Annotated in this window: 18 protein-coding genes; 15 read left to right on the top strand and 3 right to left on the bottom strand. The window is 29.2% G+C overall.

The window, feature by feature from the left end:
• Window positions 1–23 precede the first annotated feature (23 nt).
• Complete coding sequence (locus J2Z76_RS02895) at window positions 24–1,700, bottom strand: methyl-accepting chemotaxis protein (protein WP_209510472.1); 1,677 nt, start codon at window positions 1,698–1,700, stop codon at window positions 24–26.
• Between the two features lie 249 nt (window positions 1,701–1,949).
• On the opposite strand from J2Z76_RS02895, the gene J2Z76_RS02890 reads away from it, so the two are divergent.
• The 3 genes from J2Z76_RS02890 (at window position 1,950) to J2Z76_RS02880 (ending at window position 6,050) form a co-directional block, all read left to right on the top strand.
• Window positions 1,950–3,713, top strand: coding sequence for an ABC transporter ATP-binding protein (locus tag J2Z76_RS02890; RefSeq protein ID WP_245210278.1), 1,764 nt, complete (start codon window positions 1,950–1,952; stop codon window positions 3,711–3,713).
• The gene (locus tag J2Z76_RS02885; protein ID WP_209510471.1) at window positions 3,700–5,439 is read left to right on the top strand and encodes an ABC transporter ATP-binding protein; all 1,740 of its coding nucleotides are present in this window, start codon (window positions 3,700–3,702) and stop codon (window positions 5,437–5,439) included. The genes J2Z76_RS02890 and J2Z76_RS02885 overlap by 14 nt, the downstream gene beginning before the upstream one ends.
• Before the next feature lie 80 nt (window positions 5,440–5,519).
• Complete coding sequence (locus J2Z76_RS02880; protein ID WP_209510470.1) at window positions 5,520–6,050, top strand: glutathione peroxidase; 531 nt, start codon at window positions 5,520–5,522, stop codon at window positions 6,048–6,050.
• A gap of 94 nt (window positions 6,051–6,144) precedes the next feature.
• Here J2Z76_RS02880 and J2Z76_RS02875 read toward each other — a convergent pair whose 3' ends face one another.
• Window positions 6,145–6,423 carry a GNAT family N-acetyltransferase gene (locus tag J2Z76_RS02875; RefSeq protein WP_209510469.1) on the bottom strand — a complete coding sequence of 93 codons (279 nt, stop codon included), beginning with the start codon at window positions 6,421–6,423 and terminating at the stop codon, window positions 6,145–6,147.
• 237 nt (window positions 6,424–6,660) lie between these two features.
• On the opposite strand from J2Z76_RS02875, the gene hcp reads away from it, so the two are divergent.
• The 10 genes from hcp (at window position 6,661) to mnmA (ending at window position 14,798) form a co-directional block, all read left to right on the top strand.
• Entirely contained in the window at window positions 6,661–8,298 is a 1,638-nt protein-coding gene (gene hcp, locus J2Z76_RS02870; RefSeq protein ID WP_209510468.1) for a hydroxylamine reductase, read from the top strand.
• Between the two features lie 93 nt (window positions 8,299–8,391).
• Window positions 8,392–8,592 carry a DUF1858 domain-containing protein gene (locus J2Z76_RS02865; protein WP_209510467.1) on the top strand — a complete coding sequence of 67 codons (201 nt, stop codon included), beginning with the start codon at window positions 8,392–8,394 and terminating at the stop codon, window positions 8,590–8,592.
• 76 nt (window positions 8,593–8,668) lie between these two features.
• Window positions 8,669–9,280, top strand: a complete 612-nt coding sequence (locus J2Z76_RS02860; protein ID WP_209510466.1) for a hypothetical protein — start codon at window positions 8,669–8,671, stop codon at window positions 9,278–9,280.
• Between the two features lie 5 nt (window positions 9,281–9,285).
• The gene (locus tag J2Z76_RS02855; protein ID WP_209510465.1) at window positions 9,286–9,843 is read left to right on the top strand and encodes a hemerythrin domain-containing protein; all 558 of its coding nucleotides are present in this window, start codon (window positions 9,286–9,288) and stop codon (window positions 9,841–9,843) included.
• A 62-nt stretch (window positions 9,844–9,905) separates the two neighbouring features.
• Complete coding sequence (locus tag J2Z76_RS02850; protein ID WP_209510464.1) at window positions 9,906–10,250, top strand: cupin domain-containing protein; 345 nt, start codon at window positions 9,906–9,908, stop codon at window positions 10,248–10,250.
• A gap of 144 nt (window positions 10,251–10,394) precedes the next feature.
• Window positions 10,395–10,877, top strand: coding sequence for a DUF6530 family protein (locus tag J2Z76_RS02845; protein ID WP_209510463.1), 483 nt, complete (start codon window positions 10,395–10,397; stop codon window positions 10,875–10,877).
• The gene (locus tag J2Z76_RS02840; RefSeq protein ID WP_245210277.1) at window positions 10,877–11,218 is read left to right on the top strand and encodes a GIY-YIG nuclease family protein; all 342 of its coding nucleotides are present in this window, start codon (window positions 10,877–10,879) and stop codon (window positions 11,216–11,218) included. Before J2Z76_RS02845 ends, J2Z76_RS02840 begins: the two co-directional genes overlap by 1 nt.
• Window positions 11,219–11,353: 135 nt before the next feature.
• Entirely contained in the window at window positions 11,354–12,538 is a 1,185-nt protein-coding gene (locus J2Z76_RS02835; protein WP_209510462.1) for an anaerobic nitric oxide reductase flavorubredoxin, read from the top strand.
• Between the two features lie 75 nt (window positions 12,539–12,613).
• The gene (locus tag J2Z76_RS02830) at window positions 12,614–13,555 is read left to right on the top strand and encodes a hydroxyacid dehydrogenase (RefSeq protein WP_209510461.1); all 942 of its coding nucleotides are present in this window, start codon (window positions 12,614–12,616) and stop codon (window positions 13,553–13,555) included.
• 160 nt (window positions 13,556–13,715) lie between these two features.
• Complete coding sequence (gene mnmA / locus J2Z76_RS02825; RefSeq protein ID WP_209510460.1) at window positions 13,716–14,798, top strand: tRNA 2-thiouridine(34) synthase MnmA; 1,083 nt, start codon at window positions 13,716–13,718, stop codon at window positions 14,796–14,798.
• Between the two features lie 175 nt (window positions 14,799–14,973).
• On the opposite strand, the gene rd is transcribed toward mnmA, so the two are convergent.
• On the bottom strand, window positions 14,974–15,132 hold the full coding sequence (gene rd / locus J2Z76_RS02820) for a rubredoxin (RefSeq protein ID WP_209510459.1): 159 nt from the start codon (window positions 15,130–15,132) through the stop codon (window positions 14,974–14,976).
• 264 nt (window positions 15,133–15,396) lie between these two features.
• Here rd and J2Z76_RS02815 point away from each other — a divergent pair, with 264 nt between their 5' ends.
• The gene (locus tag J2Z76_RS02815) at window positions 15,397–16,323 is read left to right on the top strand and encodes an alpha/beta hydrolase (protein WP_209510458.1); all 927 of its coding nucleotides are present in this window, start codon (window positions 15,397–15,399) and stop codon (window positions 16,321–16,323) included.
• Window positions 16,324–17,595 (top strand): condensation domain-containing protein, encoded by a 1,272-nt coding sequence (locus J2Z76_RS02810; RefSeq protein ID WP_209510457.1) that lies wholly within the window; start codon window positions 16,324–16,326, stop codon window positions 17,593–17,595.
• Window positions 17,596–17,601: the final 6 nt, after the last annotated feature.

Raw genomic sequence — 17,601 nt, 5'->3', positions numbered from 1 at the left:
TTTTTTCGACCGTAAGGGAAGAGTTACTCTGATTTTCTAAGTTTAAATACTGAAATTTGCTCTTTAAGCAGACTAGCTTGACTTGATAATTCTTCACTCGCTGCTGCACTTTCTTCTGCTGTCGCAGAGTTAGTTTGTATAACTGATGAAATTTGTTCAATGCCTACATTAATTTGATTGATAGAATTTGCTTGTTCATTAGATGCCAATGCTATTTTTTCCATATTTACTGATACATGACTTGCATTTTGTACTACTTCAGATAGACATTTTGCTGTTTTCTCAGCAATTTTTGCTCCGGTATTCACTATTATAATGGAGCCTTCAATTAATGCAGTTGTTTGCTTTGCAGCATCTGCACTCTTTGATGCTAAGTTTCGAACTTCATCCGCAACGACTGCAAACCCTTTGCCGGCTGCCCCTGCTCTAGCGGCTTCAACTGCTGCATTAAGTGCTAATATATTTGTTTGAAATGCAATATCATCAATAACCTTTATGATTTTTGATATTTCACGTGATGAATTATCTATATCTTTCATGGCCATAAGCATATCTGACATTTGTTCGTTGCTTTGAGTTACGCCAGCACCAGCTAATTCAGTATATTTTGTTGCCAATTTCACAGTTTCATTATTTAAATTAACTTGAGATGAAACCTCGTTTATAGATGCAGAAAGTTCTTCAATTGTACTTGCTTGTTCGGTTGCACCTTGGGAAAGGGCTTGAGCACCATAAGATACTTGATCAGAGCCTTCGGATACTTGTATTGATGCTTGATTAATATCATAAAATATTTCATTAAGCTGATTAATAGTTTTATCAAGTGAAATCGCCATAATATCCTCTTCAGAACGTGGGTTTACTTTAATAGATAAATTTCCTTCCGAAATTATAGAAACAATATTAACTTGTTCTTTAATACCTTCAATCATTTTATTAAAGGATTGAGCAAGTATTCCTACTTCATCTTTGCTATCTACATATACATCTACATCTGTATTACCTATTGCAAGTTTATTTGCTGCCTCAACCATTTTAACAATAGGTTTGCTTATCATCCTAGATATATAAATTCCTAATAGAATAGAAGATGCTACTCCTATGATAATTACTATGACTAATACAATTGTCAAGATAACTGCAAGCTTGTGATTTGAATCACTAGTTTCTTTAGCATCATTAACTCTGTTATTTTGACATTGATCAAAATTCTTAAGCATCTTTACTGTGATATCCGTTTCATCAGTAATTGCTTTATATGCACCTTTTGGATCACCTAAATTAGCTAATCTATAAACTTCTCTTGATGCAGGAATAAAATTTTCTTCAAATATTTTTTTTGCTTCTGCATATAATGCTTTGCTTCCGCTTGAATTTATAGTTGCTTCATATTTTATAACATTATTCCTATAGATTTCAAGATAAGAATTAAAAGCATCTTCTGAAGCTTTTAAAGCCGCTTTATTATCAACATTAATTACAGCATTTCTTAATTGAATTCTCATTTCAGCTACACTATCAATTACATTAAATATATTCTCTAAGGGCTTAGTCTGCAATTCATATAGTTTTGTATCAGCATTATCAATTACTTGTATACCAAAAATACCTACTACACCTATAAAAGTTGCAATGATAGAAATAACCAAAAATCCAGTAATTAGTTTTTTGGAAATTTTCATGTTTTTAAATTTATTCATATATTGTTGTCCTCCATTTTTTTATAATACATGTTACATTAAATTTATGCTAAATATGATTAATTTAATTAACTATGTATTATTATAATTATATATCGGCATATAAAAATATTAGTTTAGTTAAAATTATTAGTTATAGTAAAAAATAGTTACAATTAAAATATAATTACATTTTATTTGTAACCGATAATCAGTTAATAAATTGAAATTAGTGCTACATCATGATATTATCTTTTAAGAAGGATATTAATGAGAGAGGAATATGTAATGGTAAATTTAAAAGTTAATCCTATGAAAGAACCAGATAAAATAATTAATTATTGGAAAAAAGAAAAAATTATTGTATCTTTAATAATAATATTCGGTTTAGCCTATGATATTTCAATAGTATTAGGTCCAATTTATCAAGGGAAACTAATAGATGCAATTGTTAATGGGAATAGTATGAATTCAATTGTTATTGTAGCGGCCTCATTTGTTATTATAATAGCATCAATACAAATATTCAGATATTTTAAACGGTTTTATATTAGACGTTTTGCTAACACCACAAGCGCGACTATGAGGTTTATGATTTATAATAACATACTGCATAAATCAGCCGCTGAATTAGATGAAGAAAACACTGGAAACTTAATGACTAGAGTAATTTCGGATGTTCAATTATGCGTTGAGGGAATGAGAAAATTCTCAACAGAGATTTTTGATACAGGTGTAATGATGATTACATATGTAGTTTCAATGATTATGTATGATTTTAAAATAACATTACTATCAATGATTTTTATTCCTGCAGCCATGTTGCTTGCAGATAAATTAAAAGTGGTTATTTATAAGTATTCTACGCAGTATCGAAGCAAAATTAGTAAAGTTACAGATATAACATATAATACCATAGAAAATGCAATTTTGTATCGTATAAACGGTATGGAATCAAAGAATAGAATTATATATAACGAAGAGTTAGAGGATTTATACAACAAAGCAATTAAAGCAAATTTAATAGAAAATTCGATGAGGCCTGTATACAATGTTATTGCAATGTTTGGAGTAATAATCGTTATTTATTTCGGTGGTAAAAATGTAATTAGTGGTGTTTGGACGGTAGGAAATTTTACTACATATATTTTGATGTTTAGTGCCATGTCAAGAAAAACAAGTAGTGCAGCTAAATTATTTAATTCAATACAAAAATCTCAAGTATCTTGGAAGCGGATAAAGCCATATCTCGCAGAATATAGTATTAAAGACAAAACTATGGATTTTGATGTACATAATACAAATTTTGATGTTAACAATCTAAGTTTTATATACCCTCTAGGTAAAAATAATATCATTGATAACATTACTTTTAGCGGGAAAAATGGCGAAATAATTGGGGTTACAGGTCCGATAGTTTCGGGAAAGTCTACTCTAGGTATTTCTCTTTTAGGTATTTATCCATACATTGGAAGTATTAAAATAGATAATAAGGAGCTAAACGATTATTCAGACTATGAAAGAAGTCAAATAATTTCATATTTAGGTCATAAGCCGCAACTATTGTCTGACTCTATATATAATAACATAACGCTAGGAAATCAAAAGGATATATCTCAAGTTTTGAAAGATGTATGCTTTGATATAGATTTAAATGAGATGCCAAATAGAGAAAATACATTAGTTGGTAATGGAGGAGTAAGATTAAGCGGAGGTCAACAATCAAGAATAGCACTTGCAAGGGCGTTACTAAATAAAAATAAAATTATTATTTTGGATGATCCCTTTTCTGCTGTTGATATGCAAACAGAAGAAAAAATAATTGATAACTTAAGGAAAAATTATAGTGAAAGCTTAATAATATTAATTTCGCATAGACTAACTATTTTTCGTAAAATAAACCATATTATATTATTGCATAATGATAAAACAGTTGAGTACGGAAAGCACAATGAATTTATGGAAAACTCTAAATTATATCAAACAATTTATAATTTGCAATGTGCTGTAGGTGATGAGAATGGAGAAGAATAGTTTAGTGAGAGAATCAATAAAAAGTGTAATTAAAAAGAATTTTTCCATAATTTTATTGATGATATTTATTATTTTTGCTTTTGTTATTTCTAGTCTACTTCCACCGCAAATATTAAGGTATATTATAGATAATAATTTGGCACCAAGAAATAATGAAGGGTTACTTTTATTAGCATATCTTTATATGGGAGCGATATTTTTAATTGGATTGTTTGATTTAGCTAAAGAAACTCTATTAACAATAATAGGCCAAAAAATTACAAAAGAAGTCCGTATGAAAATGATGGAAAAACTTGAAAAGATAAATGCAATGTTTTTTTCTAAAAATGAATCCGGAAAAATTGTTTCAAATTTTACAAATGATGTTGATGCAATTAATTCTATGTTTACAAGCGTAATAATTGGAATGATTATTGATTGCTTTAAAATTATAGGTGTAGTTGTATCGATATGGTTGTTTAGCGTAAAGCTTGGTATTATTGCAGTTTTGTTATTGCCTATAATTTATTATATAACAAGATTCTTTCAGAAAAGAATGTTAAAAGCACAAATAGATAATTTAGTATCAGTTTCAAAAGTAAACAATCATATTTCTGAAAGTGTAAAAAATATAAGAATGATTAAATTATTTAGTAAAGAAAGCTACATGGAAAGTAATTATAATGAGTATTTAGTTGATAATTATGAAACAATTGAACGAGTAACTTTTTATGATTCGATATTTTCGCCTATAATATTGGTAATACGGTCTTTAATTATAGCATTAATTGTTATATTATCATCTGAACAATTGAATTTTTTAGGTGTTTCAGTAGGCATGATTGCTGCATCAATTGAATTAATTTCTAACTTATTCACACCTATTGAAAATCTAGGCATGGAGTTGCAAAACATACAGCAGTCTATATCAGGAATTTATAGAGTAAATGAATTTTATGAAATATCAGAAGATGCTAAGGATAGCGTGGATTTAACTAATATTTTAGGTAGCAATAATTTATCACTATCTTTTAATAATGTAACATTTAATTATGAAGATGATAAAAATGTATTAGAAAATATTGATTTTAAAATAAAACCTTTAGAAAGAATAACTTTTGTAGGTAGAACAGGAGTAGGAAAATCAACGTTATTTAAACTAGCAATGGGCCTTTTAAAACCATCAAAAGGCAGTATTACTATAAATGGAATAAATGTTTACAATATACCTAATAGTGAAAAAAGAAAAATATTTGGATATGTAGACCAAAGTTTTCCTATGCTTAGTGGTACTGTAGCTGAACAAATAAGTCTAAAAGACAATAGTGTTACATTTGAACAAGTAAAAGAATCTTTGGATTTTGTAGGGCTAACCGATTATATTAAAACGCTTGAAAATGGCTATAATACAGAAGTTAAAAAAGATAATCTTTTTTCACAAGGACAAAAGCAGTTACTTGCTATTGCAAGGGCTATAGTAACTAACCCACCAATTTTGCTTCTTGATGAAATTACAGCTAGTCTTGATTCAATAACAGAGGAAAAGATTATAACAGTATTACAAAAAGCTAGTCAAAATCATTCGATACTTACTATATCCCATAGATTATCATCAATGATATCATCAGATAAGATAATAATTTTGGAGAATGGAAAAATTAAAAATTCAGGAACACCTGAAACTTTATTAAAAAGTGATGATTGGTATAGAAATCATATTGAATTAGAAAAATTGACTTGGAATTAAATAAATTTGGTTAGAGTCATGAAAAAAGGGTAAATATAATACATATACAAAATAAATTTAGTAATAATATGGAGGATAAAATGAAAATATATGATTTTAAAGTAAAAGATATAGAGAATAACGAGGTTTCTTTAGATAGATACAAGGGAAAGGTATTGTTAATAGTAAACGGTGCTACTGGATGTGGATTTACACCACAATATGATGGACTTGAAGCTCTTTATGAAAAATATAAAGATAAAGGGTTTGAAATATTAGATTTTCCAAGCAATCAGTTTTTAGCTCAAGCACCAGGTACAAATGATGAAATAGCTGGATTTTGCAAATTAAACTTTGGTGTTTCTTTTGATCAATTTTCAAAAATAGATGTTAATGGAAAAGATGCTGAACCATTATATACATACTTAAAATCTTCAATAGATGAAACTAGAAATGAAGGAACTGTAGGGTTTTTAGCAAAAGTAAAAGATTATATAATGGGGATAGGCGAAAATGATATAAAATGGAACTTTACAAAATTTTTGATTGATAAAGAAGGAAATGTAGTAGCTAGGTTTGCGCCAAATATAAAACCAGAAGAAATAGATGAACATATTGCAAAACTCCTATAAAAATATATAAAATAGATAGTAAATAATTTATGACTAAAATGAAAAACCTATGATATTAATATCATAGGTTTTTCATTTGTAGAACTAATATAACTTATTTTTCTACTAAAACATTACTATGTTCAGGGTGCTTTTCAAACCATTCGACCGCATAAGAACAAGTTGCTTTAGCTTTTTTATTTTTTTTGTTTAAATCATCAACTAGCGCTTTCATTAATTTAGCTGCCATGCCTTGACCCCTTAACGACCCATCAACAAATGTATGGTCGATATTTACTTCGTTATTTGAAATATCAGGAAAAGTAACCTCTGCAATAGCTTTTCCATCCTCATTATTAAGGTATATTCGATTTGATTCATGAATAAAATCCATTTTGTGACCTCCCATTTTAAATTAAGATTAATATGTTAATTTAATATAAATTTCTATAAATGTATTATATAAAACAATACATTATTAATTAATAACTGTCAATAGTCATATGTACATAAAAATAATTTAAAAAATTTTGATTTTTTTTACTTTTGTAACAATTGTTACGGAAAAACAGTTTGGTTTGTATTATTATGGGTACATAAATAATAAATAAAAAATATTGGAGGATTTGAAATGGAAAATACAATGTTTTGTTATCAATGTCAAGAAACAGCGGGATGTACAGGATGTACTAAGGTGGGTGTATGTGGTAAATCACCAGATATTGCTAGAATGCAGGACTTATTAATATATACAACTAAAGGATTATCTGAAGTAACAACTAGATTGAGAGAGCAAGGTACGAAAGTTAGTGGCGATGTTAATCATCTAATAACTTTAAACTTATTTACAACAATAACAAATGCTAATTTTGATGACAAGATATTTTATGACAGAGTTAAAATGACTTTAAACGTAAAAAATGAATTATTACAAAAATTAAATAATAAAGAAAATTTATCTGGATGTGCTCTATGGGATGCTAAAGATGAATCGGAATTTGATGTAAAATCAAAAACAGTAGGAGTATTAGCAACAGAGAATGAAGATGTTAGAAGTTTAAGAGAACTTATTACTTATGGATTAAAAGGTATGTCTGCATATGTTAAACATGCTAATGTATTAGGATTTGATGAGGAAGAAATTAATGCATTTATGCAAAGCACATTAGCTAAATTGTTAGATGATAGTTTAACAGTAGATGAATTAGTTGCACTAACATTAGAAACAGGTAAATTTGGTGTAAATGGTATGGCTCTATTAGACAATGCTAATACTACAACATATGGCAACCCTGAAATTACAAAAGTTAATATTGGTGTTGGTAAAAACCCTGGTATATTAGTTTCTGGTCACGATTTAAAAGATTTAGAAAAACTATTAGAACAAACTCAAGGCACAGGAGTTGATGTTTATACTCATTCAGAAATGTTACCAGCTCACTACTATCCAGCATTTAAAAAGTATAGCAATTTTATAGGAAACTATGGAAATGCATGGTGGAAACAAAAAGAAGAATTTGAATCATTCAATGGTCCAATTCTTATGACAACAAACTGTATAGTTCCACCTAAGAGTAGCTATAAAGACAGAGTGTATACTACAGGTGCTGCAGGATTTGCAGGATGCAAGCACATAGCAGGCGAAACTGGAGATAAAAAAGATTTTTCTCAATTAATAGAGCATGCTAAAAAGTGTCAAGCTCCAACAGAAATTGAGACGGGTGAAATAGTTGGTGGATTTGCTCACAATCAAGTATTCGCATTAGCAGATAAAGTTGTAGATGCAGTAAAAACTGGTGCTATAAAGAAATTCTTTGTTATGGCAGGTTGTGATGGAAGAGCTAAATCTAGAAGCTATTACACTGATTTTGCAAGTGCATTGCCAAAAGATACTGTTATATTAACGGCAGGTTGTGCAAAGTATAGATACAACAAGCTTGAATTAGGAGATATTGGGGGTATCCCAAGAGTATTAGATGCTGGACAATGTAATGACTCTTATTCATTAGCTTTAATAGCATTAAAACTAAAAGAAGTATTTGAATTAAATGATATAAATGAATTACCAATTGCATTTAATATTGCATGGTATGAACAAAAAGCAGTAATTGTTTTACTTTCTCTATTGTATTTAGGTGTAAAAAATATACATTTAGGACCAACATTACCAGCTTTCTTATCTCCAAATGTTGCAAGTGTATTGGTTGAGAATTTTGGGATTGCTGGAATTACAACAGTAGAAGATGATATGAAAATATTTTTAGGTTAATAGTATATTTAATGATGTATTATTAAAACTAATGTTGTGGGATTAGAATATAAAGGATTATTAGTGAGAAAAATATGAAAGGATTGTGATAATATGAAAGTAACTAAAGATATGTTTATAGGTGAAGTTTTAAAATTAGATAAAGGTGTAGAAGAAATATTAATGAATGCTGGAATGCATTGTCTAGGTTGCCCATCATCCCAAATGGAGTCAGTGGAGGATGCAGCAATGGTTCATGGATTTAACGTAGATGAGTTAATTGATAATCTTAACAATTATTTAAAAGATAAATAATAACATCATGAGCACGGACAAAGTTCGTGCTCATATTTTCAAAAAAATCAATTTAATTACAAAATTAGGAGGCAAAATGAGTGCATTTCTTGGACCAATACATTATTGGTTATACAATAAAATTAAAATACAACATGATATAGTTGAAAATATTATATCATTAATAGAAGAAACAACCCCACAGTTAAAAATAAGAGAAAAGTTATCAATAAAATTTGGTGATACAGAAATAAAACCGCTAGAAGAAGTTATAGATGTAGATAATATACATGGTTGGTTGCAAAATAAAATATCCATTGAAGAATCTAGGCTGGCTTATTCCGTTACATCTCTATTGAATGAAAGTTCAGGTGCTTTGGAAGATTTAAAGAATTTGTTTAAAAATGAGGGTTTTAAAGTATCAGAATTATCTGAAAATGATAGCATTGATGAAATATATAAAAATATTAATGATACACTTTTAGATGGTATGCCTTGTGACCGAGCAAGTGTTATAGTATCACAAGATGAAAAGGAAATATTATGGAAAAGAAATTTATGTGTACATGAGGATTATTGGAACTCAGTAGGGGGGGATATTGAAAATTATTATTTATTGAGAGATGAACTTATTAAAGGTATGCTTAAAAAAGCTAATGCAACTTATGAAAAATTAGATGAAGTAACAAGTATAATAAGAAGGAGGTAGTTTAAATGAACAGTATAAAAATCATGGTAGATGAGCATGAGAATATTTTGCGAATGCTAAAAGTAGTTAGAAGTGCATGTTATGGAATATTTAATGATGATGATATTTGTTACGAGGATTTCTATGATATGGTAGACTTTATTAGAAATTACGCAGACAAACACCATCATGGTAAAGAAGAAAAATTTCTTTTCAAAGAGATGAAGTCTAACTTAGGGTCTGTTGGAAACAATTTGATAACTCATGGTATGTTAGTAGAGCATGATTATGGTCGAATGTATGTGAGTAATTTGATAGATGCACTTGAACGTGTAAAAAATGGCGATGAAGAAAGTAAGCTTGATGTAATTGCAAATGCAATTAGCTATACACATCTATTAGAAAGACATATAGCAAAAGAAAATGATGGAGTATATAAATTTGCAGAAAAGAGTTTGTCTAAAGAAGTTTTAGATGATATTAATAAAAAAGCAGAAACATTTGAGCAAGATGCAGAAGCAAAAGGAACCCAAAAAAATTATTTAAATTTACTTCAGAAATTAGAAAAAAAATATCTTTATTAGAATGTGACATAATTAATTTTAAGTTGTAAATAATAATTATAGATTATAATATGGAGGTATATATGGATTTTAGAAACCTAGAAAATAGTATTGAGTTTAGTGATGATCAATTGATTAAGAGAATTATTTTTAGTAATGAACAAATTTTAAGTTTTGTTTTAAATTTAAAGAGAGGTCAAACACTGCCAGTTCACGAGCATGAAAACTCATCTGTTGTGTTAAATGTACTTCAAGGAAAAGGTGAGTTGCAAATAAATGATAAAGTTCAAAAACTTCAAAAAGGTTCTGCAGCGTTAGCAAATGGAAAAGATAAATTTGGAATACCATTAGTAGAAGAAAATTTATCACTTTTTGTTACCATTAGTCCAAGACCAAACGATAAAAAATTTGCACAGGAAATTGGTTAGTGAAGTATGAATATAAGCCTATCGGATGATGGGCTTTTTTTGTTTTTATATGAAATACCAACTTGACAAAAAGAGTAAGTACCTGTATACTGAGTTTAGTAAATTACTAATTTAGTAAACAAGTAGAATATGGAGGGTAATATAATGAAGATTCCAGTAACGTTAAAACATAAACCAGTAATAACAGTTGAAGATTATGAAAATATAGATGGAAGAACGGCTTATAAAACTGATGCAAAGGGTTTGTCTCTTGGTCTAGCACAATGGAATGATAGAGGTAAAGTTGATATTTCTGCAAAGGTATGGAGGTATACGGGAGAGAAGTGGTCTAGGCAATCAGAGGAACTACCATTTCACCGTGTATTAGACTTAGCAATATTAATTAGTAAAAGCATGAAGTATTTTAGAGAAGAATCATATAAACATAATAAATTATATGATGAAAACAATCCAAAGATAGAGCGTGTAGGATTGCAGGGAGACGCTATGACTGTTTCTGTATGTACGGAAAACCCTATGATTGATAATGATATCAAAATGTTTTTAGATGTACTAGGAGAAGATAGCGAGTTATTAGGTGAAAGACTTAGAACTCTTTCAGCGGTATTAAGAGAAATGGGGTATTGATGGTGGATAGAAAAAGAGAGTTGAAAGAAAAATATAAGCAAATGAAACAAGAAATGGGTATATACATTGTTCGTTGTAATTCAAATGGTAAGTGCTATATAGGGTCTACCCCAAACTTAAAAGGCAAAATAAATAGCACTAGGTTTAGTTTAGAATTAGGTAGTCATCCCAATAAGGAACTACAAAAGGAAGTTCAAAGTATTGGAAAAGATGCATTTACAATTGAAGTACTAGATATTTTGGAATATGATAAAGATGAAACAAAAACAGATTATACTGAAGATCTGGAAATACTTAAAGAAATATGGAAAGATAAAATAAGTGGTTCAAAATATTTATAAAATATAAGTCGTTAAGAACTAGTTTTTGGCGACTTTTGCATGTTAAAGTAAGTATTTTAATGCCAAAGTGATTGATATAAATTGCATTATAGGTTATAATATAAAAAAATACAGATGTTATATACAGGAGGAAATATGTCGTTTAAAATTACAGAAACAGTAACTTGGGTTGGTAAAATAGATTGGGAATTAGATAAATTTCATGGAGAAGAATATTCTACTCACAAGGGTTCATCATATAATTCATATTTAATTAGAGATGAGAAGACTGTTTTAATTGACACTGTTTGGCACCCGTTTTCTAAAGAATTTGTATCTAAATTAAAGCAAGAAATTGATTTAGATAAAATTGACTATATTATTATGAATCACTCCGAACCTGATCACAGTGGTGCACTTTTAGATTTGATGAAAGAAATCCCTAGCACACCTATTTATTGTACAAAAAATGGTATGAAAATAATAAAAGGACATTATCATCAAGATTGGAATTTTGTTGAAGTTAAAACAGGAGATACACTAGATATAGGTAAAAATAAACTTACATTTATTGAAGCGAGAATGTTACATTGGCCGGACACTATGTTTACATATATGTCAGAGGAAGCTATTTTGTTTAGTAATGATGCATTTGGTCAACACTATGCTTCAGAACAAATGTATAACGACAAAGTAGACAGTGCTGAACTCTATCAAGAGGCAATAAAATATTATGCTAATATTTTAACACCATTTAGTAAATTTGTTGTAGGTAAAATTGAAGAGGTATTAAGTTTTAACCTACCTGTTAATATGATTTGTCCAAGTCATGGTATAATTTGGAAAGATAATCCATTGCAAATTGTTAATAAATACATGGAATGGGCAAAATCATATAAAGAAAATCAAATTACAATAATATATGATACAATGTGGAATGCAACAAGAAAAATGGCTGAATCTATAGCACAAGGTATTGCTCATTCAGATAAAAATGTAACTGTAAAAGTCTATAATTCATCTAAAAAGGATAAAAATGATATTATAACAGATGTGTTTAAATCAAAAATGATTATTGTTGGTTCTTCTACTATTAATAATGGTATCCTTTCATCAACTGCGGCATTATTAGAAATGATGAAAGGACTAAAGTTTACTGATAAAAAAGCTTTAGCTTTTGGTAGCTACGGGTGGAGTGGAGAATCGGTTAAGATTATTACAGAAGAACTTAAGGAATCAGGCTTTGAAATAGTTTCAGACGGAATAAGGGAATTATGGAATCCTGATATAGAAGGATTAGAAAGATGCAAAGTTCTTGGAGAATCATTAGTTAAAATATGAAAAGTATTATAAACGAATGTAGAAAGCACTCTGATGGAGTGCTTTCAATTTTTAGCAAAATGAGTGGAGGAAAATATGAAAGTTTTAATACCTCAGGTTATAACTGAAACAGGTAAAAATTATTTGCTTGAAAAGGGCTATGAAATAAAAATTGGAACAGCATCAGATGAGGAAACAATAAAGAGTGAAGTTGTGGATTGTGATGCAATATTGATAAGAACTGCAAAAATTACAAGAGAAATAATGGAAGCAAGTAAAAAATTAAAAGTTATAGCACGTCATGGCGTAGGCGTTGATGCAATTGATTTGCAAGCTGCAACAGAACTTGGAATACAGGTAACAAACGGCCCACTATCAAATTTTGAATCTGTATCTGAGCACACGATTGCATTTATACTAGCCTGCGGACATCATTTGACTGAAATGGATAGAAAAGTTCGTGGTGGAAATTGGGGAGCAAGAGAACAAGTTAAACTATCAGAAGTGAACAATAAGGTGCTAGGACTTATAGGGCTAGGGAGAATCGGGCTTTCCGTAGCTAAAAAAGCTTCTTTGGGACTTGGAATGAAAGTTATTGGATATAGCAGACATGCCAAAAAAGAAGAAATGCCAGATTATATAGAGTTAGTAGGAACAATTGATGAAATATTTAAGAAGTCGGATTTTGTTTCTCTACACATTCCTGCAACAGATGAAACTATAAATATTATTAGCATGAAATATTTTAAAATCATGAAACCGGAAGCATTTTTGATAAATTGTGCACGTGGTGAAATAATAAATGAATTAGATTTGTATGATGCATTGATAAATAATATGTTTAAAGGTGCAGCTTTAGATGTAATGGCAAACGAACCACCAGATAAGAATAACCCGTTACTTAAATTGGATAACATAATCTTCAGCCCTCACTTTGGAGCACATTCAATCGAAACATTTGATAGAATGGGTCTTCATGCTGCAATGGGAATTGATGAAGTGCTAAGTGGTAAAAAAATAAGTTGGCCAGTTAATTAAGAAAACTCTTAATTTGTAGTGATAAAAACATTCATGCGTTCGTTGTATTTGGTGTAGAAGTTTGATTGACAAAAAAAGAGGATAGTGTATAATATTAATATATAATAAATGAATTATAGACAGGACTTTGATAGTCCTGTTTTTTAGAATAGGAGAAAAAATGGGAAATAAAGTTATGGTCGCTATGAGCGGCGGAGTTGATAGTTCAGTTGCAGCCCTTCTGCTTAAAGAACAGAACTATGATCTGTGTGGAGTAACACTAAAATTATTTGCAGATGAGGATAAGGATACTTCATGTAGTACAAGAACTTGTTGTTCTCTTGAAGATGTAGAAGACGCTCGAAGGATATGCTATAAATTAGGAATGGAACATTTTGTTTTTAATTTTAAAGATACATTTAGAGACGAAGTTATGAATAAATTTGCTAGAAGTTATGAAATAGGAGATACGCCAAATCCTTGTGTAGATTGCAATAAATTTATAAAATTTAGCAAACTTATACAAAGAGCGGTATTGATGAAAAAAGACTATATAGCAACTGGTCATTATGCGAGAATAGAATATGATAATGCTAGTAAGCGATATCTTCTTAAGAAAGCTGTGGATTTATCCAAAGACCAAAGCTATGTTTTATATGTACTAACTCAAGATGATTTGTCAAGGACACTTTTTCCATTAGGTGGTATGTATAAAAGTGAAGCTCGAGAAATTGCTGAAGAAAAAGGATTGATAAATGCTCGCAAACCAGATAGTCAAGATATTTGTTTTGTAAAAGATGGAGATTATGCAGGATTTTTAGAAAAAAGCATGGGTGTAGATTCACCAAAGGGAAATTTTATCGATTTAAATGGAAAAGTACTAGGTAAACATAATGGAATTATACATTATACGATAGGTCAGAGAAAAGGACTTGGTATGGCTTTTGGTAAACCTACTTTTGTAATAAGTAAAAATAAAGAAGATAATACTGTGACATTAGGTAGCAATGAAGACCTTTTTTCGGATAAATTATATGCCGATAATATAAATTTAATTGCGATTGAAAAGTTAAATTCACCAATGAAAGTGATGGTTAAAACTAGATATAAGCAAAATGAAAGTGAAGCTACTATTATTCCAATAAATGAAGATAAAATTTTAGTGGAGTTTAAAGAAAAGCAGCGTGCTATAACACCAGGTCAAGCAGTGGTATTTTATAAAGATGATGTAGTAATTGGTGGTGGAACCATTACATCAAAATAATGAGATAAAATAAATACATTAATATTATATAAAATAGGACAGGTGGATATATTAATATATCCACCTGTTTTTCTCTTATATAAGTAATTAGCTAAAATCTAAAACTTTCGAATACTTGTATAAAAATAATGTGACTTATCAAATACTTAATTATTTAAAATTCAAAATAATTATTTTATTCTAATGAGAACATATCTTTACCTACACCACATAATGGGCATACCCAATCATCAGGCACATTTTCAAAAGAAGTTCCAGGAGCAACTCCGTTATCAGGGTCACCTTCTGCTGGATCATAAACATAACCACATGCGTCACATACGTATTTATCCATAATATTTCCTCCTTTCCACAATAATGTAAAGTCTTATTTATATTTTAATATATAATACACATTTGTCAACCATTAATATTTTAAGGAAGAAATTTGCAAATTCAAAATATTGAAATAAGTTTATAAATATTAACTAGTGAATTAGCATTGGAATACAATACAACTAACTAAAAAAGAATTGTAGACACAAAAATGTTTTATATATATAATGGTTATAATATATGAATTATAGATGAAAAATGTCGATAATAAATGGAGACCGATATGCCGATAAACAAAGTTGTTCGAACTGCTCTCAAAGCACTTTCGTATGCAGAAATTGATGTTAAAAAAAATTATAGATTACAAAGAAATTTAGTAAACTTAGCACATAGACATTATATGAAGCCGTTTTATAGAGCGTGGGATCATAAAATATATTTAGAAGATCATATTATTCCAGTAAGGGTATTCTCTCCTGATGGTGAAGGAGATTATCCTGTTTTGCTTTTTTTTCACGGTGGGGGCTGGGTGACAGGAAACATAGACAGCTATAATAAGGTTTGTACAAATATGTCAAGATTAACTAAACATATTGTAATATCAGTTGATTATCGCTTAGCACCAGAACACAGGTTCCCTGCAGCATTAGAGGATTGCTATGAGGTGGCTAGAACATTGTTTACAAAAGAAGAACTATTTAAAATATATAATAAAAGAATCACAATCATAGGAGATAGTGCAGGAGGTAATTTAGCAGCAGCTTTATCTCTTATGGCGCGTGATAAAAAAGAATTTAAAGTTGATAGACAAATACTAATTTATCCTGCTACATATAATGATCATAGCGATAAATCACCATTTCCCTCAATTGTAGAAAATGGAAAAGACTATTTATTGACATCAAAAAAAATTTGTGATTATATGGATTTATATATGAAAAGTAGAGATGATATAAATAACCCGTATTTTGCACCATTAATATCAAATGATTTATCTAATCAGCCTAAAACATTAATAATAACTGCGGAGTATGATCCATTAAGAGATGAAGGAGAAGAATATGGCAAGAAATTGAGGAATGCTGGGAACAACGTTGAAATATACCGTATTAAGGAAGGTCTTCATGGTTTTTTTGCTCTTCCACCTAGATTTCCGCAGGTTAAATTGTGTTACGATATAATAAATCAATTTCTATGTGAGGTGAATTGATTGAAGAGACGAAAAATATCAGAGTGGAGTAAATTAGATAATGCCGCTAAAATATTTCCACCTAATAGTAAAAAGAGTGATACTAAAGTTTTTAGATTTTCTTGTGAACTAGTTGAGCCTGTTGAAAAGGTAATTTTACAGCAAGCCTTAGATATTACAATAGAAGAATTTCCTTTGTATAAATCAGTTATAAAAAGTGGACTCTTTTGGTATTATTTTGAGAAAAGTGATATAAAGCCAGTTGTGACTTTGGAAGATATACCACCATGCAGTCCTCTGTATGATAGAAATAAGAAAAGTTTACTTTTTAGAGTGATGTATTATAAAAAAAGAATTAGTGTAGAAATTTATCATGCATTATCTGATGGAACGGGGGCACTTCAATTTCTAAGAACTTTAGTATTTCATTATATAACTATTAAATATAAAGATAAATTTGTAGAAAAAATGCCTGTAATGGACTATGATGCATCTAGAACTCAAAAATTAGATGATAGCTTTCAAAAATATTATACAAATAATAAGGACAATTCTAAAAAGAAAAAAGTTATTGCATATAAAATCAGAGGACAAAAATTAGCTGAATATAGAATTAAAGTTATAGAAGGTGTTATGCCAATAAATAATATCATGAAGAAAGTTAAAGAACATAATACATCTTTAACAATTTTTCTTGCCTCGATTTTAATGCGTTCAATCAATGAAGATATACCAATTCGACATAAGAAAGATCCAGTGGTACTTAGTATACCTGTAAATTTACGCAAGTATTTTAATTCGGAAACTGCTAGAAATTTTTTTGGTGTAATAAATGTAGACTATACTTTCAGTGAATATGAAGGTGATTTAAAGGATGTTATTGATCATCTTCAAAAATGCTTCAAAGAAAGATTAACTCCTGAAAAATTAAACAATAGGATAAATGGTCTCGCTTCATTAGAACATAATTACTTTTTAAGAGTTATTCCTCTTAAAATTAAAGATATATCCTTAAGAATTGCAAATAATATTGTAGATAAAAGAAATACTTCTACTCTTTCAAATGTTGGAAGGATAGAAATGCCTAAAGAAATTAATATGTTTATAGAGTCTTTTGATATTTTTGTAAGTACAAATAAGTTGCAGGCTTGTGTTTGTTCATATGATGATAAATTAAGAGTTAGCTTTACTTCATCATTTGTAAGTACAGACATACAAATGAGGTTTTTTAGGACGTTGACTTCTATGGATATTCCAGTAGATATTATTACCAATAAAATTGATGATGAATAGGATGTG

This window comes from Sedimentibacter acidaminivorans (genome assembly GCF_017873955.1).
GTDB lineage: Bacteria > Bacillota > Clostridia > Tissierellales > Sedimentibacteraceae > Sedimentibacter > Sedimentibacter acidaminivorans.
This window is presented reverse-complemented; position numbering and strand designations above follow the sequence as displayed.